The 19,223-nt window shown below is 64.5% G+C and carries 21 protein-coding genes; 10 read left to right on the top strand and 11 right to left on the bottom strand.

Going from position 1 to position 19,223, the window contains the following annotated elements; genetic code table 11:
- Positions 1 to 90 precede the first annotated feature (90 nt).
- On the top strand, positions 91 to 696 hold the full coding sequence (locus tag CEW83_RS21380; protein WP_234418782.1) for a DUF2249 domain-containing protein: 606 nt from the start codon (positions 91 to 93) through the stop codon (positions 694 to 696).
- A 6-nt stretch (positions 697 to 702) separates the two neighbouring features.
- On the opposite strand, the gene CEW83_RS11325 is transcribed toward CEW83_RS21380, so the two are convergent.
- On the bottom strand, positions 703 to 1,515 hold the full coding sequence (locus CEW83_RS11325) for a DUF3025 domain-containing protein (RefSeq protein ID WP_108949436.1): 813 nt from the start codon (positions 1,513 to 1,515) through the stop codon (positions 703 to 705).
- 266 nt (positions 1,516 to 1,781) lie between these two features.
- Between CEW83_RS11325 and CEW83_RS11320 the strand changes: the two genes are divergently transcribed.
- Positions 1,782 to 2,417, top strand: coding sequence for a GNAT family N-acetyltransferase (locus CEW83_RS11320; protein ID WP_108949435.1), 636 nt, complete (start codon positions 1,782 to 1,784; stop codon positions 2,415 to 2,417).
- A 131-nt stretch (positions 2,418 to 2,548) separates the two neighbouring features.
- A complete protein-coding gene (locus tag CEW83_RS11315) occupies positions 2,549 to 2,968 on the top strand; it encodes a c-type cytochrome (protein WP_108949434.1) in 420 nt (139 codons plus the stop codon).
- 82 nt (positions 2,969 to 3,050) lie between these two features.
- On the opposite strand, the gene CEW83_RS11310 is transcribed toward CEW83_RS11315, so the two are convergent.
- From CEW83_RS11310 to nosZ, 10 genes are all read right to left on the bottom strand, one after another.
- Positions 3,051 to 3,683 (bottom strand): nitrous oxide reductase accessory protein NosL, encoded by a 633-nt coding sequence (locus CEW83_RS11310; RefSeq protein ID WP_108949433.1) that lies wholly within the window; start codon positions 3,681 to 3,683, stop codon positions 3,051 to 3,053.
- Entirely contained in the window at positions 3,680 to 4,054 is a 375-nt protein-coding gene (locus CEW83_RS11305) for a hypothetical protein (protein WP_108949432.1), read from the bottom strand. The genes CEW83_RS11310 and CEW83_RS11305 overlap by 4 nt, the downstream gene beginning before the upstream one ends.
- Positions 4,054 to 4,323, bottom strand: coding sequence for a hypothetical protein (locus CEW83_RS11300; protein WP_108949431.1), 270 nt, complete (start codon positions 4,321 to 4,323; stop codon positions 4,054 to 4,056). The genes CEW83_RS11305 and CEW83_RS11300 overlap by 1 nt, the downstream gene beginning before the upstream one ends.
- 3 nt (positions 4,324 to 4,326) lie before the next feature.
- A complete protein-coding gene (locus CEW83_RS11295; protein ID WP_108949430.1) occupies positions 4,327 to 4,869 on the bottom strand; it encodes a nitrous oxide reductase accessory protein NosL in 543 nt (180 codons plus the stop codon).
- Positions 4,870 to 4,877: 8 nt separating this feature from the next.
- Positions 4,878 to 5,693: an ABC transporter permease gene (locus CEW83_RS11290; RefSeq protein ID WP_108949429.1), complete on the bottom strand. Its 816-nt coding sequence runs from the start codon at positions 5,691 to 5,693 to the stop codon at positions 4,878 to 4,880.
- A gap of 10 nt (positions 5,694 to 5,703) precedes the next feature.
- On the bottom strand, positions 5,704 to 6,645 hold the full coding sequence (locus CEW83_RS11285) for an ABC transporter ATP-binding protein (protein ID WP_108949428.1): 942 nt from the start codon (positions 6,643 to 6,645) through the stop codon (positions 5,704 to 5,706).
- Entirely contained in the window at positions 6,617 to 7,882 is a 1,266-nt protein-coding gene (locus CEW83_RS11280) for a nitrous oxide reductase family maturation protein NosD (protein ID WP_108949427.1), read from the bottom strand. The genes CEW83_RS11285 and CEW83_RS11280 overlap by 29 nt, the downstream gene beginning before the upstream one ends.
- A 37-nt stretch (positions 7,883 to 7,919) precedes the next feature.
- A complete protein-coding gene (locus CEW83_RS11275) occupies positions 7,920 to 8,348 on the bottom strand; it encodes a transcription regulator (RefSeq protein ID WP_108949426.1) in 429 nt (142 codons plus the stop codon).
- Between the two features lie 33 nt (positions 8,349 to 8,381).
- Positions 8,382 to 10,544: a NosR/NirI family protein gene (locus CEW83_RS11270; protein ID WP_108949425.1), complete on the bottom strand. Its 2,163-nt coding sequence runs from the start codon at positions 10,542 to 10,544 to the stop codon at positions 8,382 to 8,384.
- A 182-nt stretch (positions 10,545 to 10,726) separates the two neighbouring features.
- A complete protein-coding gene (nosZ, locus tag CEW83_RS11265) occupies positions 10,727 to 12,670 on the bottom strand; it encodes a TAT-dependent nitrous-oxide reductase (RefSeq protein WP_108949424.1) in 1,944 nt (647 codons plus the stop codon).
- A gap of 223 nt (positions 12,671 to 12,893) precedes the next feature.
- On the opposite strand from nosZ, the gene CEW83_RS11260 reads away from it, so the two are divergent.
- The 7 genes from CEW83_RS11260 to frdD all read left to right on the top strand — a co-directional run bounded on the left by CEW83_RS11260 (position 12,894) and on the right by frdD (position 19,212).
- Positions 12,894 to 14,225, top strand: a complete 1,332-nt coding sequence (locus CEW83_RS11260) for an ATP-binding protein (protein ID WP_108949423.1) — start codon at positions 12,894 to 12,896, stop codon at positions 14,223 to 14,225.
- A complete protein-coding gene (locus CEW83_RS11255; RefSeq protein WP_108949422.1) occupies positions 14,222 to 14,770 on the top strand; it encodes a response regulator transcription factor in 549 nt (182 codons plus the stop codon). The genes CEW83_RS11260 and CEW83_RS11255 overlap by 4 nt, the downstream gene beginning before the upstream one ends.
- Positions 14,771 to 14,866: 96 nt before the next feature.
- A complete protein-coding gene (locus CEW83_RS11250; RefSeq protein WP_108949421.1) occupies positions 14,867 to 15,757 on the top strand; it encodes a DMT family transporter in 891 nt (296 codons plus the stop codon).
- A 174-nt stretch (positions 15,758 to 15,931) separates the two neighbouring features.
- Positions 15,932 to 17,713 (top strand): fumarate reductase (quinol) flavoprotein subunit, encoded by a 1,782-nt coding sequence (gene frdA / locus CEW83_RS11245; protein ID WP_108949420.1) that lies wholly within the window; start codon positions 15,932 to 15,934, stop codon positions 17,711 to 17,713.
- Complete coding sequence (locus CEW83_RS11240) at positions 17,706 to 18,452, top strand: succinate dehydrogenase/fumarate reductase iron-sulfur subunit (protein ID WP_108949419.1); 747 nt, start codon at positions 17,706 to 17,708, stop codon at positions 18,450 to 18,452. The genes frdA and CEW83_RS11240 overlap by 8 nt, the downstream gene beginning before the upstream one ends.
- Positions 18,449 to 18,847, top strand: a complete 399-nt coding sequence (locus CEW83_RS11235; RefSeq protein WP_108949418.1) for a fumarate reductase subunit C — start codon at positions 18,449 to 18,451, stop codon at positions 18,845 to 18,847. The genes CEW83_RS11240 and CEW83_RS11235 overlap by 4 nt, the downstream gene beginning before the upstream one ends.
- An 8-nt stretch (positions 18,848 to 18,855) precedes the next feature.
- Positions 18,856 to 19,212, top strand: a complete 357-nt coding sequence (gene frdD / locus CEW83_RS11230) for a fumarate reductase subunit FrdD (protein ID WP_108951357.1) — start codon at positions 18,856 to 18,858, stop codon at positions 19,210 to 19,212.
- Positions 19,213 to 19,223 lie beyond the last annotated feature (11 nt).

Raw genomic sequence — 19,223 nt, 5'->3', positions numbered from 1 at the left:
TCCGGTGGATGGCCTGTTGGCAGCACGGTGCCGCGAGGCCGGTAAATCGATGTGGTGCAGTGGTGCTGAGGGCGGCATTCTGGCGAGGCCATGACGGCGAAGCCCGCCCGTGGAAGTCTGCCGTGGCGACCACATGCCGACGAAGCGGGCCTGTCGGAAGCAATCCGTCCTTCTGCGTTGGGCCGAAGTATAAAGCAGTCGCCCGGCGATGTCGGACGCAGGGCACAGAACGGGCAGGCGATGCGCGCGCAAAACGCGGGGCGTTTCTTGTTTTTCCTCAAGGATTGTTGTCGCAGGCTGGATCAGGATGCGGGTCGATGCGATACCGGCCGCAATGAAAGTCCGGACCAAACCCTGATGGAAGAGACCGCGATGTTCGATACTGCAGTTCATTCTTTTGACGCACGTGGCGTTGCCAAACGATTTCGCCATGCAGCCATTTTCGGCGCACTCGAGGCTTTGTCCGACGGTGAAACCATGCGCTTCGTAAACGACCACGACCCCCTGCCGCTGCTCGACCAGATCCAGCAGCGCTATGGCCGCCAGGTCGGCATTGCCTACGTGGCGCGCGAGCCGGGCAACATCGTCATCGACTTCAGTGTGCAGGTGAGTGAGGCCGCTGCGGGTACTGCCGCGGCAGGCACGGCGGCCGGCAGCTGCGGCGGCGGCAATGGCTGCGGGTGCTCGGGCGGCTGATCTGCCTCAGCGCGCGCGCCGCGGCCGGAACTGGCGGGTGTCGCGATAGTAGTCGCGGCATTCGCTGTCCGGCGTGAGGCCCGGAATGCCCAGCAGCGGCAGGGGCGCCAGCGCGCGCGGCGTCAGCACCGTGGTCGGATCTGACAGATGGGCGGCGAGCCAGGCATCGCACTCGGCCTGCGCCTCGGAGGGCGGGAGTCTGAGCCACGCTGGATCGACGACGCGGTAAATGGCCTTGGCGCACAGACCGAAGAAGGGCTGGCGCAACTGGTCCCAGATGCCATGGCCGATGATCAGAAAGCGCGTGCTCACGGTCAGCTGCGCGCGTCGTTCCCAGAACGCTTCCTCCCATGCATGGGTCGCGAGCAGCGCGGTGACCTCGGCGCTGGACGACACCACCACGATGCCGCATTCGTCGAACTGCGTGAGGGTGTCGCGCATCGGTCCGCGTCCGCTCAGGCCGGCGTCCTTGCGTGCCTGCATCTCCTGCATGTGAAGCGCGTTGCAGCGGGATTTCGTCCGCGGCCATACACACCATGCCAGTGCGTTGAAGAAGTCGTGCCAGTCATCGGGCCGGGTCGGTACCTCACCCGTCTCAAAGATATGTGACTCGTAGGCGGGCAGCACGGTTGGCGGCGCGACGAAGCGGATCGGCCTGCCGCGGGTCTCAAGCGTGTGGGCGGCGGTGTGCTGCAACAGCAGGTTGAGCTGGCCGGTGTCCGGCAGCGTCGTATCGGCAAAGCGCGCGAGCAATTCCGCAATCGGTTCGTAGAGGGGGCGCCCGGCAAGGGCTGCGGGGGCTTCGCGGTCGGGAGTCATGCCTGCTTCCGGCGTCGGTGAATGGGGAGCGCCGGTGTCCGGCGGCGCGTGGAACGGGCTGCAAGCATAGCAGCAGGGGCATGGGTGGCGCGTTGGCCTGGCCCTTGTCATGCTTCTGTAATGCGCTCGCAACCTTGGCGAGCGATGCTCAAGCGCGAGCATTCAAGCGTCAGCACAGGATTCTCCGGTTCAAGTCGAAGCGTCGTTCGGCGTCGGGATGGGGCCTGGACAGCTGTCCGCTCAGACCTCTCTGATGATTTCCGCATATGTCGACCGAGTCGCCGTTTAAGTCCGCCCGTCTGCCGGCCTTGCCCTTGTTCGTCGCGCCCGATGCCGGCACGTGCTGCGGTACGCGCGCTGCCGTCCGTGGCGACATCGAGGAAACCTGGGTAGGCCGCGATGGCAGCCACCTGTTGTTGCGCCCGGTATGTCCGGCCGATATCGCCAGATCGCGATCCTTTCTGCGCGGATTGTCGTATGGCGCACGCTACTTCCGCTTCGGGCGCGGTGACTTTCAGTTTGCCGAGGCAGAGTTGCAGGGGCTGTGCGACCCCGATCCGCATGAATGCACGGAATTCATCGTGCTTGCTCAGGCGGGCGGTGAGGCGGTGGAGATTGCTGCGGCCCGTTACTGTATCGAGCCTGACGGCATGAGCTGCGAATTTGCCCTGGTGGTGACCGATGCCTGGCAGGGAAGCGGGGTGGGCCGCCGCCTGATGAAGGCGCTGATCCGGCATGCCAGAAGCCGGGGATTGAAGACGATGTACGGACAGATTCTGGCGACCAACACGCGCATGCTCGAATTCGCTCAAGGCCTTGGTTTCGGGGTTGAGGCCAGCGCGCACGGACCCGCGGTGAGACTAGTTCGCACCGCCTTGTCATCAGCCACGCTTGAGGCCTGAAGCGGCGGTCGAAAATCGTGAATTGATTGCAGTCAATCCAATCCGGGGACGTGTTCGCTAGCATGCAGGCATTGCCGGTGAGACGACATGGCCCGGCCCTTTGAACCCCCTGGAATTGACGGAGAAATCAGATGAACAAGAACACCTTGATCGTGGCCGCAGCCCTTTCGGCCCTGCTTGCCGCGTGTGGCGGCCAGGATTCCGGTTCGGCTCAGGGCACGGCGGAGCCCGCCGCGCCTGCTCCCGCCCCGGTTGCCGCAGCCCCGGCTCCGGCGCCGGCACCTGAAGCGCCGGCGAATGCTGCAGGCGAGAGCGTGTACAAGAAGACCTGTGCGCTGTGCCATGCAGCGGGTGTGGCCGGTGCGCCGATGCCGGGCAACAAGGATGAGTGGGCGCCCCGTATCGCCCAGGGCCTGGACGTCCTGCACAAGCATGCGCTCGAAGGCTACACCGGAGAGAAAGGCATGATGCCGGCGCGCGGCGGTGCGGCAACCCTGAAGGATGAGGAAGTGATGGCGGCGGTCGATTACATGGTCGCAAAATCGCAGTAATCGTCTGCAGCCGCGCAGGGCTGCGACACAAACGGAATGGAGGCCCGCGAGGCCTCCATTTTTTTGTCCGGCGCGCTGTGCCTCAGCCTGAGTGCGCGGTGTGGCTGGCGTCACGCAGGCGGGCGAGGGTGTCGGCGTCGATGTCTTTCAGCGTGACGATGCGCCCACCGCGTTGCGCAACAAAGGCGGTGGCCTCGGCGGTGCTGGCGAATGCGGGAAGATCCGGGCCGCGCATCGGCCCGCGGGCAGTGGAGCCGAGCACGAAGCTCGCTTTCCCGGCGTCGAGCCAGTCTCCGCTGCGGTGATCGACGACATAACGCTTCGCGATGTCGGATGCGCTGTGCTCGGCGTCAAAACGCCCGGGGTCCTGCAGAAAGATCAGCAGATCCACCGGTGAGTCGAAAAAGTGCGCCGAACCGTCTTCGAAGATGATCTGCGCCACCCATGTTGGAAAGCGTGCGGGATACATGCCGCACACCGGGCAGCGCGCATCCGCAGGCGCGGGGCGGGCGTCATGCTTGCCCAGTCCGGAGGCAGGGTTCCACGGATGGGCAGTGGAGGCTCGAGACGGCGGCACGATGCAGATGTCTTCGGGCGAAGGCGAGAACTCAACGCTGGGGCGCGCCGCATACTGCCATGACAGCGCCGCTGCGGTCGCGACACACAGGGCGGCACTGCCCAGCAGCACACCGCGCAGTGCGCCGCCACTGTTCATGGCTGCGGGAAGTCCAGTTGCGGGTCGCGCAGCAGGGCTTCGATCAGGGCAGACAGGTTGTCCGCGGGGGAGGCATCCGTCCGGGTCAGCGGATCGGCTACCGCACGGCCATCGGCCAGGTGCAGATGGTTGGGATGGGTGGCGAGGGTCGGGTGTGTCGGCGCGGTGTCGATGCCCATCTCAACCTGCTTCCCGACGGCCTGGCAGGTCCAGCGCAGTGAGTAGGCGTCGGTCGCCGCGTAGCGGATGGTGAGCTGCACGCCGTTGTCCAGGCTGAGCGTGAGTGCGTCCTGCGTCAGCTGCGGTGCGCCCTGCAGACGCTCGCCGAAACGGGCGGTGATGTGGTCGAGCAGTTCGGTGTGCAGGTTCATCAGCGGTTGACCTCCTTCAGTCTGGCCGCAAGGGCGGCGCGGGCAGCCTCACAGGTGTCGGCCAGGATGCGTGCCGCGAGGTAGAGCTCGTAGGCTGGATGCTCGGCGACCGTGCCGCTGGCGATGCTGTCGAGGAGCGCGGTTTCGTCCGTGGCGCCGGCGTGCTGCAGCACCCGTCTGCGGTTCTCGCGCGTCTCGTAGATCACCTTTGCGGTCTGCTGCAGCTCTGCTGCGATCTCGGGTGAAACATGTTCGTAGATGGATTCCATGGCTTACATCCTCTTGTCGTGCAGGGCGCCGCCGTCGAGGATCGCCATGTCGGGCGTCACCTCGTCGAAGCGCAGCACCTTGCCGCCTTCGGTATCGGCAAACTTGCGTGCATCGTCCGCGCTGGCGAACGAGGCGATGGTCGGCCCCATTGAGCCGGTGCGCTTCGAACCATGTACATAGGTGGCCGTTCTGGCATCGATCCAGTGGCCTTTCGGGTTGTCCCAGTCGGCCTTGGCCATGTCCTGCACATACATCGCACTGACGCGGCGGGCCTGCTCCGGGTTGAGGTAGATCGAGAACATCTCCACAGTGTCGCAGAAGAATTCGGGCTCGTTGAGACCGTCGTAATGAATCTGGGCCTTGGGGCCGGGGTAGTCGGCCAGCAGCATGCCGTCGAGGGCGCAGCTGGTGCTGCGGTCGATCTCGACGGCAAGGATGCTGCTGTCCGAGCCCTTGTCGGCGCCGCAGGCTGCCAGCAGTCCAGCGGCAAGCATTACCGTGAGCGCGCTGCGCAGGCGGATGAGGGGGGAGCGGGAGGGGTTCATTTTTGTACTCACTTTCTGAAGCGCCATGCCGCAATGCCGAGCGGCAACGCGATCCAGGCAAACATGACGACGCCCAGCAGCGCGGGGTTGGCCAGGCTGGGTGGGAAGACGGTTGCGAGGCCGTAGAGCGCGCGCACATCCTCGAGCGAAAAGATGTTGAGGATGCGGAACACGTCAGCGGGGTTGAGCAGCAGCAGGTAGGGAAAGAGTTCGCCGCCCCACTGTCCGCCGCTGACGACGAGTGCGCCGAGCAGCAGCAGGTCGAACACCAGCACGAAGAAGAACCACATCGCGATTGCCAGGCCGGAGGCGCGGGTGCGGTCGCCGGCGAACACCGACAGCATCACCGCCAGACTGAGAAAGGCGCAGCCGAGCAGCACCGAGCTGAGCATGAAGCCGAAGTAGTGGAACAGCGCATCGAGCTCGAGCTGCGACGAAAGCACCACCGCCACCAGCCCGAAACCGGCAACGGTGGAAAAGGTGAGTGCGGCGGCCAGACCGAGATATTTCCCCAGCAGCAGCTCCACCCGGGTGATCGGCATCGACAGCAGGAGGTCGAGCGAGCCGCGTTCGCGCTCGCCGACGATGGCATCGAAACCGAGCACCAGCGCGATCAGTGGAATGAGATAGATCACCAGGCTGACCAGGCTGGCGATGGTGACGTCGATTGAGCGAAAGCCGACTGCGCCCTGCTGTGCGGCACCGAAATAGGCGATCACGAGGGCGAAGGCCGTGAATACCAGCGCGACCGCGAGCACCCAGCGGTTGCGGATGCGGTCCCAGAATTCCTTGCCGGCGATGGTGGCGATCTGTGCGATTTCCATGTTCGCCTCCTTAGTCCGAGAAGCCGAAGAACACGTCTTCGAGCGAGGGTTCGCGCACGGTGAGGTCGCGCACCCGGCCATCGAGTCCGGCCAGGGCCTCGATCACCGCCATCTTCGATTCGCGCCGGCACTGCACGGCGACATGATCGTCGCGGGCCTCGATGGCGATCACCGGCAGGTGGCCGAGCGCGCTGCGTACCGCGTCGAAGTCTTCGGACGCAACGTGAACGCTGAACCACAGCGGCAGATCCATCTCTTCGCGCAGTGCCTGCACCGTGCCGCTGGCCTGGACCTTGCCCGCGGTCATGATGGCGAGCCGGTCGACCCGCTCCTGGATCTCGGCGAGGATGTGGGAGGTGATCACCATGGTCACGCCTTCGCTCTTGAGCTGGCGCAGGATGGCGTAGAAACCGCGGATGGCTTCGGGGTCGAGGCCGGTCGTGGGTTCGTCCAGAAACAGGATGCGCGGCTTGCCAAGCAAGGCCTGGGCAAAGCCGAGGCGCTGACGCATGCCCTTGGAGTACTCGCGGACGCGCCGCTTCGCCGCATGGGCCAGGCCGACGCGCTCCAGCGCAGGCGTGCAGTCTGCAAGCGGTGCGGCCTTCAGGCGGGCGAAGAACTGCAGCGTCTCAAGGCCGGTCAGGTTGTCGTAGAGCACCACGTTTTCCGGCAGGTAGCCGACGCTGCGGCGCACTGCGCGAAAGTTGCCGCCGCCAACGACGGCGCCGTCGATGCGGATCTCGCCGGCCGTTGCGGGGATGAGGCCGAGCATCATCTTGAACATCGTGCTCTTGCCGGCGCCGTTATGGCCGATGAGGCCAAACAGCTCGCCGCTGCGGACGTCGAGATCGACGCCGTCAACCGCGTGGATTGCGCCGTAGTGCTTGCGGACCCCGCGGGCGACGATCACGGCGTCGCCCGAATCAGTCGGGGTGGGGGAAGTGTCTGCCACGCCATTGGCTCCAGTCAGGGTGGGTCGGCTGCATATGCGGCTTGGGATCGACGATGCTTGGTGCGCGCAGCAGCGGAAACTGCTGCGCTACCAGGCGCAGGGTCTGCACCGCCGGGCTGGCGAGCAGCAGCTTCATCATCGGGTGGCGCCATGACAGGCGGTCCACCATGTCGTTGGCTTCGTACTGCACGTCGCCGATGCCGTCGCCGTTGCGATCCCAGCCGACGTAGTTGCTCCAGTAGTTGCCGCCTTCCTTGCCCCAGATCTCGTCGCGCGCAGCGACGTACTTGATCTGGGTGCGGTTGGAGATGAAGTCGTTGCCTTCGGCCTGGTTGCGGTAGGACCCCGCCCACAGATGCACGCCGACATCGTTGTCGACCACGAGGTTGTTGCGCAGGGTGTTGAACTCGGCGTCGTAGATGAAGAAGCCGCGTGCGTTGCCCGCCACCACGTTGTTCTCGATCACCGAGTCCTGAATGGTGCGCAGCATGATGCCGTGGTCCGAATTGCCCCAGGCACGGTTGTTCCGGATGACCTGGTTGCGGGTCATCATCAGCGCGAGTCCGCCACGGTTGTAGTACGAGTCGTTGTCTTCCCACACGTTGTTGTGGGAGTTCATGTAATGGGTGCCGTAGCGCACGTGATGGATGCGGTTGCGCGCAAACACCGCGTGGTGCGACACATCCACGTAGATGCCGTCGCGCACGAAGCTGATGTTGTTGCCGATGATCTGCGCGCCTTCGGTGTTGTAGAGCTGGATGCCGTTGCCGCGGTGCTGCGACATCAGATCACGCTTGCCGGCGATCAGGTTGTCGCGGATCTCGACGTTCTTCGAGGTCTCGATCCACAGCCCGAACAGGTTGTAGACGAGGTCGCAGTTGAGCACCCGCGTCGAGTCCGAGCCCGGCTGCAGGTAGATGCCCGCGTTCTGCTTTTCGAGGTCGGCGCCGGAGTTGATCACGATGAGGCCGTCAATCGTCACCTGCGCGCTGCGGATGCGGATGGTGTCGCCGCGATGGCCGCCGTCGAGCGTCGGGCGATCGATGCCCTTTAGGGTGAGCGGCTTGTCGAGGACGAGGTTCTCGCGGTAGTGCGCACGCTCGATGCTCACCGTGTCATTGGCGGCAGCGGCGTCGATGGCGGCCTGTATGGACTCGCCCGGGCGCACCGTCCACATGGCGGCGTGCACCGAGGTGCACAGCCACAGCAGCAGGACGGGGAGGGCGAAGCGCAGCATGATCGGGGTCAATCCTTGTGTGGTTTGGACGGGGTTCTCAGACACTCACCAGCCCGAGGCTCTTGAGCGACAGGAAGAGCACGGCGCCGATCAGCAGGTTCTTGAACGAGACGTAGCAGATCATGTCCATCAGCGTCGCGCTGCGGTAAGCCGCGCCCCACCACGGGCCTTCCTTGACGTAGGGCTTGGCGCCGAGGCGGACAACGACTTCGAACACGCTCCAGCCGAACCACCAGCCGATGATCGCGCCGGCCTCCAGTCGTCCCATGGCGGCGAGCACCCACACCACCGAGGCGGCCAGCCCAAGGGCCAGACCGGCGGCCTGAATGGCGCGCTGGCGCTGGAAGCCGGTACGGCTCCATGGCCACAGGTGATCCCAGAGCTCGGCGCCGATGCGACCGGCAACGCCGGTCTTGCCGGCATAGGGCGGGTCCATCGGCTCGGTCGGCATTTTCGGATTAACCATTTTGTTTCCCCATGATCGTGGTCAAGCGGGCAATCACTTGGAGGCCGCGACCGGCTTGATCGGAATGTAGTAGCCGTCGGCGCCGATCGGCGTCAGCGTGAGGCCGGCCTTGGTGCGGCGCTTGCGCTCCTGCGACAGCGGGGGGCAGGCATGGTCTTCGTAGTAATAGACCATGCAGTCCATGCACAGCAGGCATTCGCGCTGATCGATACGACCGTCCTTGTCGATGGCCTGCGAGCCGCAACCCACTGCACAGGCCTTGCACGAGTCGCACTCCTGCTTGCGCTTGAGACCGAACCAGCGGAAGGTCGAAGGCATCGCGAGGCCGGCGCCGAGCGGGCACAGGTACTTGCAGAACGGCCGCTCAGTGAAGATCGACAGCCCGAGCAGGGCGCTGGCAAACAGGGTGTAGGGCCAGCTGCGGTTGAACAGCCCGACCAGGAAAGTGGTCTTGAACGGCTCGACCTCGGCCAGCTTCTCGGCCAGTCCCATCGAGAACATGCTCACCGCCAGCAGGCCGAAGAAGACGCCGTACTTTACCCACTTCAGCTTGTCATGCAGGGGCTTGGGCAGCTTGAACTGGTAGCGCTTGAGTCCGACCCAGCCGCCGATCTTGTACAGCAGTTCGGACAGCGATCCGAAGGGGCAGGCCCAGCCACAGAACAGGCCGCGGCCCCACAGGAACACGGTGATGATGATGAACCACCAGAAGATGAAGATGAACGGGTCGGACAGGAACAGCTCCCACTGCCACTGGAACAGCAGCGCATGGAACCAGGTCAGCACCTGGGTGATCGAGGGCTGGGCCAGCAGGCCGAAGCCGACGAAGCCGATGCTGATCACCCAGCCGACGTACTTGAAGGCATTCACCGGCCACTTGTTCTTGCGCGTCGAGCGCCGCACCAGGGTGTCGCGCTGCGAATAGACGACTGCGATGGCGACGAGGAAGGCGGTGAAGGCGATGATGGTGAGCATGCGCTCCTTCCAGATCTTCAGCCACACCGGGTCGGGCTTCACGATCTCGGGGTGACCGCCTTCAATGTAGGTCGCGGGCAGCCAGTATTCGGTGTCGAAGTTGGCGAAGGTCTTGGCGCCGGTGGCCTTGTCCATCTTGTTGGCGAGGAAGACCAGCTTCCACGGGTAGGCTGCGGAGAAGGCGCCCGAGCGCACGATGAAGATGGCCGATTCGCTGAAGGCGGGCGCGCCGGCTGCGGCAATGCCGTAGAGGTTGAAGTAGTCGGTGTCGCGGAAGGTGAAGGCGTCGCGCTCCTGGCGCACCTGCACACGGTCGTAGATGCCGCCGCGCACGAAGCCCGAGCCCTTGAACGACTCGATGCCGGCGCTGCGCACGATGAAGATGGCGTGGTCGCCTTCGCCCAGCCGGCTCATCAGGCTGTTGTAGGGGCCGTCGCCAAGCACGGCGCGGCCGACGGTGGGCTGGTTGAGGTAGCCGAACCAGAGGTCGATATAGGGCTGGCCACGGTGCGGCAGGCCAACTTCTTCGGCGGTCACGGTGAGGCGCTGTACGCTGCCGTCTTCCACCAGTTGCTGCCAGCCCGGCCTGGCGCCGGTGTCGATGAACTTCGCCTGCGGGCGGATGGTGGGCTTGAGGATGCCGACCTGCTTGGCCACTTCGCCGCCGGACAGCATCATCACCTGGTTCTGGGCGATCACGGTCACGGTGGCGCCGGTGATGGCGTCGAGACCGATGATGTCCTGCTCGGGGCGCGAGCGCCCGATCTCGATGTTGTCCCCGACGAACTTGCCCAGATACTGGTTGTTGAATTCGATCAGCGCTTCTTCCGGGATACCCAGCAGCAGGATGGGCTCGGAGTGCTTGAGCACCTTCACCCCGGTGAAGCGACCGGTGGTGTCCATGCCGATCAGGGTGACCACCGGCTTGCCCGAGTAGGCCGGGATATCGGTGATGTCGGTCGACAGCATGACGTAGCCGAGCAACTGCTTGCCGCCGTCCGCGCTGCGATAGGCCTCGACATAGGGGGGCTGACCCTTGCGTTCGGAGAAACTGTCTGCGCCCGGCATCACGTCGGCACAGGCGACGTAGTCGCACATGCGCGGCGAGCTGTTTAGCTCGGGCGGAAGCTGTGCTTCATACGAATTGGCGAAGGCCGATCCCGCGCAGACCCCGAGCGTGAGCGCGAGGGCCAGGTTGCGTAGAGCTGCGAGGGCAGACATTCGGGAACTCCTCGATGGAAAACAGTAGATGCGGAAAGACTAATTTGCCAAGGCAGCGGGTGCCTTGTTTCGTATCAAGTTGGCCGGGGCGGAGGAAAAAAAGCGGGGGGCTGACGCCCCCCGAAAACTGCTTGTCATCACCCGGCGCTGCAGGTTTTACCCTGCAACGTCATGGCTTTCGGTCAGGCCTCGACGATCATGCGCGAGCGCATCTCGAGGTGCAGGGCGTGGCAGAAGTTGGTGCAGTAGCACCAGTACACGCCCGGCTGATCGGCAACGAAGGTCACCGACTGGGTCTGTTGCGGATTGACGATGAAGTTGATGTCGTACTTCGGAATCGCCATGGCGTGGGTCAGATCCTCCACCTTGTCGAGGTTGGTCAGGATGATGGTGACTTCGTCGCCCTTCTTGACCTTGAACTCGCGCAGGCTGAACGCAGGTGCCTGGCTGGTGAGCTTGACCGTGACCTTCTTGCCGTCGCGGAACACGCCCGATTCCTTCGGATCCTTGACCGCATGCGGGAAGTCGTCGAGGTTGTAGATCTGGCGTGTCTTGATGATGTCGCGGCGGATGATGATGGAGTCGTGCGGCTCGGAATACACCGAGTGGTCGGCCACCAGTTTCATCTTGTCGCCGCTGATGTCGATCAGCTGGGCGGTTTCGGCATGCAGCGGGCCGACGGGCAGGAAGCGGTCCTTGGAGAACTTGTTGTCGGACACGAAGTAACGGCCGTCGGATTCCTTGGTTTCACCCATCGAGGTGAAGCCATGGCCCGGCTGATAGTGCACGTCGATACGGTCGAGCACCACCTTGGCGGCGGTGTCGCCCTTGAACGACTTGATCGCGGCTTCCACGTTCCACTTCACGATCTGGCTGTCGAGGAAGAGCGTGGTGTAGGCATTGCCCTTGTTGTCGAAACCGGTGTGCAGCGGGCCGAGGCCGATTTCCGGCTCGGCAACCACGGCTTCGCGGGCTTCCGGCAGTTCGCCGTCGAACCACTTCAGCACCAGCGCATGTTCGATGACGGAGGCCGTCGGCGACAGCTTGCCGGAGCAGGCGTAGTACTTGCCATCGGGGCTGATGTTCACGCCGTGCGGGTTCTTCGGAATCGGTACATAGCAGGTCAGTGCGGTCTTGGGGTCGGCGTTCGAGGCGCGTGTGCCATCCACCACGGGCACCTTGGAGCTGCCGATGGTGGTGAACTTGCCGGCCTTCACCGCTTCTTCGATACGGGCAACGTTGAAGAACAGGCAGGCGTCCATCTCGGCGCCCATCATGCCTTCGTAGTGGATGCCCATCTCGGTGTTGTACTGGTTGGTCGCAGCCAGCTTGCCGTCGTAGGAACTGGCGACAAGATCGCAGTTACCGTCGATCAGTGCCTGCCAGCGCACTTCCATGGTCTCGGCATCGACGCAGGTAAACAGCGACTTGTACTTGCTGCCGTCTTCCATGTCGCGGCCGTCATTGGGCAGCGGAATCGAGAACTCGGCACCGCAGAACACGCGGGTGGTGTGGTTGATGGCCGCATCGACCGGGTCGCGCTTGTCGGGGAAGGTGCCGTGGAAACCCTGGATGTTGGGAATCTCGGTGATCTTGTCGGTCTCCATCGTGTCCATGCGGATACGGGCGAGGCGACCGTGGATCTTGTCGTTCACGAACATGTACTTGCCGTCGTAGGTGCCGTCGGTGTACGAGGGGTGAACGTGGTGGGTGTCGCCGGTGGTGTACTTCGGCGTGCCGTTGGGCTTGGTGCCCAGGATGGCCTTGGATTCGTTGGTCGTGCCCCAGCCGACCAGGCAGTCCATGTTGAACACGGGGATGCGCTTCAGCTCACGACCCGACGGCAGGCCGTAGATACGGCATTCGCCCGAGTGACCGCCACTGGAGAAGGAATAGTATTCATCGAGCTGACCGGGCGCGACTTCGTACTTGCCGACTTCGAGATGCTCTGCGGCTGCCATCGGTGCCGTTGAGGCAGCAGGCGCGGGTGCTGTTTCCTTGTTGCAGGCCGAAAGCCCGACCGACAGGCCGGCACCGGCGAGGCCTGCGAATGCGGCGGTGTTCAGAAACTTGCGGCGGCCCGGATCGGGCATCTCCCCGACCGGCTTCATCTTGGCTTCGTTCATGATCGTATGACTCCGTTTCAGCTGTGGTAATTGCATGTCGAGGCACCGGGCGCATCGCGTGCTGCGGGCGGAAACGCGGGCTGTCTGCCTGCGACACAGTGTCCTGTGACGTTTTGTCGCAGGGACACTTTAGGAGCGCTGGATATTGAAATCCTTGATTCAAGACAAGGACGGAAAATCAGTCGATCGATTAGATGCACACTGTTCTTACTCGAGTACCGGCATGAGTACGTCCGAATCCGCGCCAAACCCCGTCGCCGTGACGTCTTCCGAGCCGCGGGTGGCAAGGCCTTCCGAGGCGCTGGGCGAGGTGCGCACGGATCGCGAACGCCTGCTGCATTTGCGCTGGCTGTCGGTGCTTGCAATGTCCGTGGTGGCGCTGCTGGTCTTTCCGCAGGTGGCGCCTGCACATCCGCGCAGCCCCCTGTTTGCCGTGATACTCGCGCTGGTGGCGATCAATCTGCTGATGCATGCCGGTGTGCTGTCCGGCCTGACCGGACGTCGCGGGGCGATGTTGCAGCTGATGGCGGACATGTTCGCGTGGGGGACATTCCTGTACTTCGGCGGTGGGGCGACCAATCCGGCGATTGCCTTCCTGCTGCCCCTGGTCGCCGTCGGGGCGACCATCCTGTCGGCCCCGCAGGCCTGGTCGCTGGCGGCGCTGGCCGTGCTTGAATACTCGCTGCTGTGGCGCTTCCATCATGCGGTGCAACTTGCGGATGCGAACATGGCCATGACCTGGCACCTGGCCGGCATGTGGCTGGGCTTTTCCTTCTCCGCGCTCACCGTGGTGTGGTTCGTGGTCCGTCTCAACGCTGCCTTGCTGCGCCGGGAGCAGGCGCTGGCCGCGAGCGATGCCGCACGTGCGCGTGATGCCTATGTCGTCGGCGTGGGCAAGCTTGCCGCCGGCGCCGCTCACCGTCTGGGCACGCCTCTGGGTACCCTGCGCATCCTCAGCGATGAACTGGCCCGTCGCGCCGACCTCGGCGACGACGCACGCGAGGACATCGAACTGATGCGGACCCAGGTCGATCATTGCCGGGACATCCTCAATGGCCTTGCGCGTGAGGCGGGGCAGCAGCGTGCCGAAGGTGGCGGTGCGGTGAGTGCTGGCGACTGGATCGATGGGGTGCTGACGCGCTGGCGCGGGCTGCGGCCGCATGCCACCGCAGTGCTGAGCGTCCCTGTGCCGCTGCATGCGGCCCGCATCGTGGCCGATGCGAGTCTGGGCGAGGCGCTGCACAATCTCATCGACAACGCGGCCAATGCCAATGCCAAGGCCGGGCAGGCGCGTGCGCCGGTAGGCGTCAAGGCGCAGGTGTCCGGCGGTGACTTCGTGGTGGAGGTGTCCGATCAGGGGGGCGGTATTCCGGCTGCGGTGTGCGATGCCGCGCGCAAGGGGCCGCTGGCCGGGAGCGCGTCGGGTATGGGGCTCGGGCTGTTTCTGGCGTATTCGGCGGTTGAACATCATGGTGGCACGCTCGGCTTCACCATCGGCAGCAATGGTGGCACCATCGCCCGTCTCAGCATTCCCCTGCAGGAAAAACCGGAATGAATACGGACTGTGCTGCGACGCTGCTGGTCATTGACGACGATCCCGCCTTCAATCGCGTGCTCACGCGTGCCCTGGGCCAGCGCGGTTTCGACGTTCATGGCGCGACCGACGGCGACGGTGCGCTCGAGCTTGCACGCGATCACGCGCCCGAGTTCATCGTGCTCGACCTCAACCTCGACGGCGCCTCGGGTCTGCGCCTGATCCGCCCGCTGCTCGAAGCCAGCCCGAATGCGCGCATCCTGGTGCTGACCGGCTATGCCAGCATCGCCACCGCGGTCGATGCGGTAAAGCTCGGGGCTACGCAGTATCTCGCCAAACCGGCCGACGTGGATTCCATCATCAAGGGCTTGCGTGCCGAGGACGTGGTGATCGACGAGCGCGCGCCGGACGTGCCGATGTCGGTGGACCGGCTCGAGTGGGAACACCTGCAGCGCGTGCTGGCCGAACATGAAGGCAACATTTCCGCCACCGCCCGAGCACTGAAGATGCACCGGCGCACGCTGCAGCGGAAACTCGCCCGTCTGCCTGCAGCCGGCCTCGACTGAAATCCGGCGTCGGGCATCAAGCGTGCGCTGGGCGCGGCGACGCAAGCCGGGGTAACATCGCCGGCTTCCCTTCGGCTACGGCCGCTACAGGCCCTGATGAACGCGTCCGGAAACCATGCCCTGAAAGCTGACCTGCTATTGCTCGCGGCGACCCTGCTCGCCGCCTGCGGCTGGATCTTCTCCAAGGAGTCACTTGCCGGCCTGGCGCCGTTCCAGTTCGTGGGATGGCGTTTTCTGATCGCCGGCCTTGTGCTCGCCGTCTTCAGCTGGCCTCAGCTGCGGGTGCTCGATCGCGCTGCGCTCGGGCGTGCTGCGATGGTGGGTGTGCTGTTTGCCGTGGCGATGTCACTGTGGATTCTCGGACTTCAGCATGGCAAGCATCTCGGCGAAGGGGCTTTCATTGCCAGCCTGGGTATCGTGCTGGTGCCGGTGTTTGCGCGAATCTTCTTCGGGGAACGGCCACCGGTCAGCACCTGGGTGGCCTTGCCGGTCGCTCTGAGCGGTTTCGCCTGTCTGTCGCTGGCGCACGGTTTCCGGGTCGAGCCCAGCCAGTGGTTCTTTCTCGCGGCTGCACTGGTCTTTGCATTCCTGTTCAATCTCAACTCACGCGTGGTGCGTGGCGTGCCGGTGCTGGCGCTGAGCACTATTCAGGTCGTGATCGTCGGTGTCCTGGTGCTTCCGGCATCTGCGCTCGTGGAAACCTGGCCCGCATCGGTGCCAACGCCCGTGCTGTTCTGGCTACTGGCAAGCGCGCTGATCGCGACGACCCTGCGCTTTCTGGTGCAGTTGCACGGTCAGAGTCTGACCACGCCAAGCCATGCGGCGGTGATCCTGATGCTCGAACCGGTGTGGACTGCGCTGGTCGCAGCCTGGTGGTTTGGCGAGTCGATGAGTGCCATGCAGTTGCTGGGCTGCGGACTGATTGCGCTGGCCCTGGTCATCAGCCGCTTGCGCTGGATCAGGGGGCTGTTGAAATCGGTGCTCTGAGGGCGGTGCCGCAGCAGAAAACGGTGCCTTTCGCGGCCCGATGACGATATGCTCATGCAGTGGCGGGACCGCAACGGCAAGCCGGTCGTGCGATGCTAAGCTGATTGCGGGCGGCTGCGGACATGCCTGAAGGGTAAGGATCACTCCGTTCAAAACGCAACAGGAGGACCGTCGATGGAGGTTTTCAAGGCAGATGTCGTGATCGTGGGGGCGGGCGGCGCAGGCTTGCGCGCAGCGATTGCGGTGGCCGAGTCCGATCCTGCGCTGAAGATCGCGCTGGTTTCCAAGGTCTATCCGATGCGCAGTCACACGGTTGCGGCCGAAGGCGGGTCCGCCGGTGTGGTGCAGTCGCACGACAGCTTCGAGCATCACTTCAACGACACGGTATCCGGCGGCGACTGGCTGTGCGAGCAGGACGTGGTGGATTACTTCGTCGCCCAGTGCCCGGAAGAAATGGTGCAGCTCGAGCACTGGGGCTGTCCGTGGAGCCGCAAGCCCGATGGCCATGTGAACGTGCGCGCCTTCGGTGGCATGAAGATCGAGCGCACCTGGTTTGCCGCCGACAAGACCGGCTTTCACATGCTGCACACCCTGTTCCAGACCTCGATCAAGTATCCCTCGATCAAGCGCTTCGACGAGCACTTCTGTGCGGACCTGATCGTCGAGGACGGGCGTGCGCAGGGGGTGGCGGTGATCGAGATCGCCTCGGGCGAATTCACCCTGATCGAAGCCGGCGCGGTGGTGCTGGCCACCGGTGGCGCGGGGCGTGTGTTCCGCGAGAACACCAATGGCGGCATCGTCACCGGCGACGGCATGGCCATGGCCTACCGTCACGGTGTGCCGCTGCGCGACATGGAGTTCGTTCAATACCACCCCACCTGCATGCCGGGCACCGGCCTGCTGTTCACCGAAGCCTGTCGCGGCGAAGGTGGCTTCCTGCTCAACAAGGACGGCTATCGTTACCTGCAGGACTATGGTCTCGGGCCGGCCGAACCCGAGCCGCGCAACAAGGCCATGGAGCTGGGCCCGCGCGACCGCCTGAGCCAGGCCTTCTGGCATGAACAGCAGAAGGGGCGCACGATCGAAGGGCCCCTGGGTTCGGTGGTGCATCTCGATCTGCGCCATCTGGGCGAAAGGAAATTGCGTGAGCGCCTGCCGCAGATCTACGAGCTTGCCGATGAGTTTCTCGGCGTCGACCCTGCGCTGACGCCCATCCCGGTGCGGCCGGCGGTGCATTACACGATGGGCGGCATTCTGGTCGATGGTCGCTGTGCCTCGCCCCTGCCGGGCCTGTATGCCGCAGGCGAATGTTCCAGCGTCGGCATCCACGGCGCCAACCGCCTGGGATCGAACTCGCTGGCCGAGCTGTGCGTGTTTGGCAAGGTGGCCGGACTCGAGGCGGCTGCCTTTGCCAAGGCGGCACCGCGCAGTGCTTCTGCGACCCTGCTCAGACAGGCGCAGGCTGTGGAGCAAAAAACCCGCGCGCTGGTGACCCGCTCCGATGGCACGGAACGCATCGCGACCCTGCGTCGCGAGATGGCCGCGACCATGGAAAGCGGCTGCGGCATCTACCGTCTGGCCGACACCATGCAGGCCGCGTGCGACAAGCTCGACGAATTGCGCGCGCGCTTTCGCAATGTGCGCATCGAGGACAAGTCCAGTGTGTGGAATACCAACTGGTTGCTGGCGATCGAACTCGGCTATCAGCTCGATGTGGCGCAAGCCATGGCGTATTCGGCGCTCAACCGCAAGGAGTCGCGCGGTGCGCATCAGCGCCTGGATGGCTTTGAGCAGCGTGACGACGCGCACTTCCTCAAGCATTCGCTGGCGCACTATAACGGCGAGGCGCAGCCGCGCATTGATTATGGTCCGGTGAAGATCACCCGCTCGCAACCTGCGGTCCGCGCCTATGGCGCCGCGGGCGAGAAGGCTGAAAAGGAGGCACGGCATGGCTAGGACGATCACCATGGAAGTGCTGCGCTACCGTCCGGAGCAGGATGCGGAGCCGGTTCTCCAGACCTACGAGCTGCCCTTTACCGACGACATGTCGGTGCTGCAGGCACTCCTGCACATCAAGGACGAACTGGACGAAACCCTGAGTTTCCGCTGGTCGTGCCGGATGGCGATCTGCGGCAGCTGCGGCATGATGATCAACGGCAAGCCGGCCCTGTCGTGCAAGACCTTTCTGCGCGACCTGTATCCGGGGCCGGTGCGGGTGGAGGCGCTCAACCACTTCCCCATCGAGCGCGATCTGGTCGTGGTGATGGAGGATTTCATCGACAAGCTGGAGCGCATCCAGCCCTACATCATCCCGAAAGCGCCCCGCACGCTCGCTCAAGGGGAGTATCTGCAGACACCGGCGGAGCTGGAGAAGTACGAGCAGTTCAGTTCATGCATCAACTGCCTGCTGTGCTACGCGGCCTGTCCGCAGTACGGACTGAATCCGGATTTCGTCGGTCCTGGCGCGCTTGCGCTGCTGCACCGCTACAACGCCGATTCGCGCGATGGCGGCGCGGCGCAGCGGATGGAGCTGGTTGCAGCGGAAGAGGGCGTGTTCAACTGCACCGCCGTCGGTTACTGCTCGGAGGTCTGTCCCAAGCATGTCGACCCCGCGAATGCGGTGAATCAGAACAAGACGACGGCGGCGCGCGACTACTTCCTGAGTTTCCTGATGCCGAAGGGGGGAAAGAAATGAGCAAGCGACGGCCCTATACACGGCCGATGGCCGGCTGGTGGCGCAAGAACCCGTTCTTCGTCGAGTACATGATTCACGAGGGCACGGCCCTGTTCGTCGCGGCCTATGGCGTGGTGCTGCTGATCGGGCTGGTGTGTCTGGCGCAGGGCGAGGCGGCGTGGAATGGCTGGCTCGCAGCGATGAAGCACCCGCTGGCGGTGATCTTCCATCTCGCCGTGCTGGCGATGATGTCCTACCACAGCTGGACCTGGTTCAAGATCATGCCCAAGACCATGCCGCCGGTCGTGATCGGCGGCAAGCGCCTGGCGCCGGCGATGATCACCGGTGGCGGCCTCGCTGTTACGGCAGTGGCGAGCCTGGTCCTGCTCGGACTGGCATGGGGGCTGACACGATGAGCCGGCCGTTGAAGCGCTCCAATGCCCCGATCTTCTGGGGGCTGTTCGGCGCCGGTGGCATGCTGGCCGCCATCCTGGGGCCGGCGCTGGTGTTCATCACCGGCATCGCGGTGCCGCTTGGCATCCTGCTGGCGCCGGATGCGATGAGCTACGCCAACATGATGGCCTTTGCGCAGAGCTGGATCGGCAAGGCCTTCGTGCTCGCCATCGTTCCGCTCTTTCTGTGGCACGCCGGGCACCGGATATTTCACAGCCTGCACGATGTCGGCATTCACGGCGGCACGGGTGCGAGGCTGATCTGTTACGGCGGCGCGCTGCTGGGGACGCTGATCACGCTGTGGGCCTTGCTCAGCATCGGTTTCTGATCGAGGGATGC

This window comes from Parazoarcus communis (genome assembly GCF_003111645.1).
Lineage (GTDB): Bacteria > Pseudomonadota > Gammaproteobacteria > Burkholderiales > Rhodocyclaceae > Parazoarcus > Parazoarcus communis_A.
Note: the sequence above shows the minus strand (reverse complement) of the source record. Positions and strands in the feature narration are given on the sequence as shown.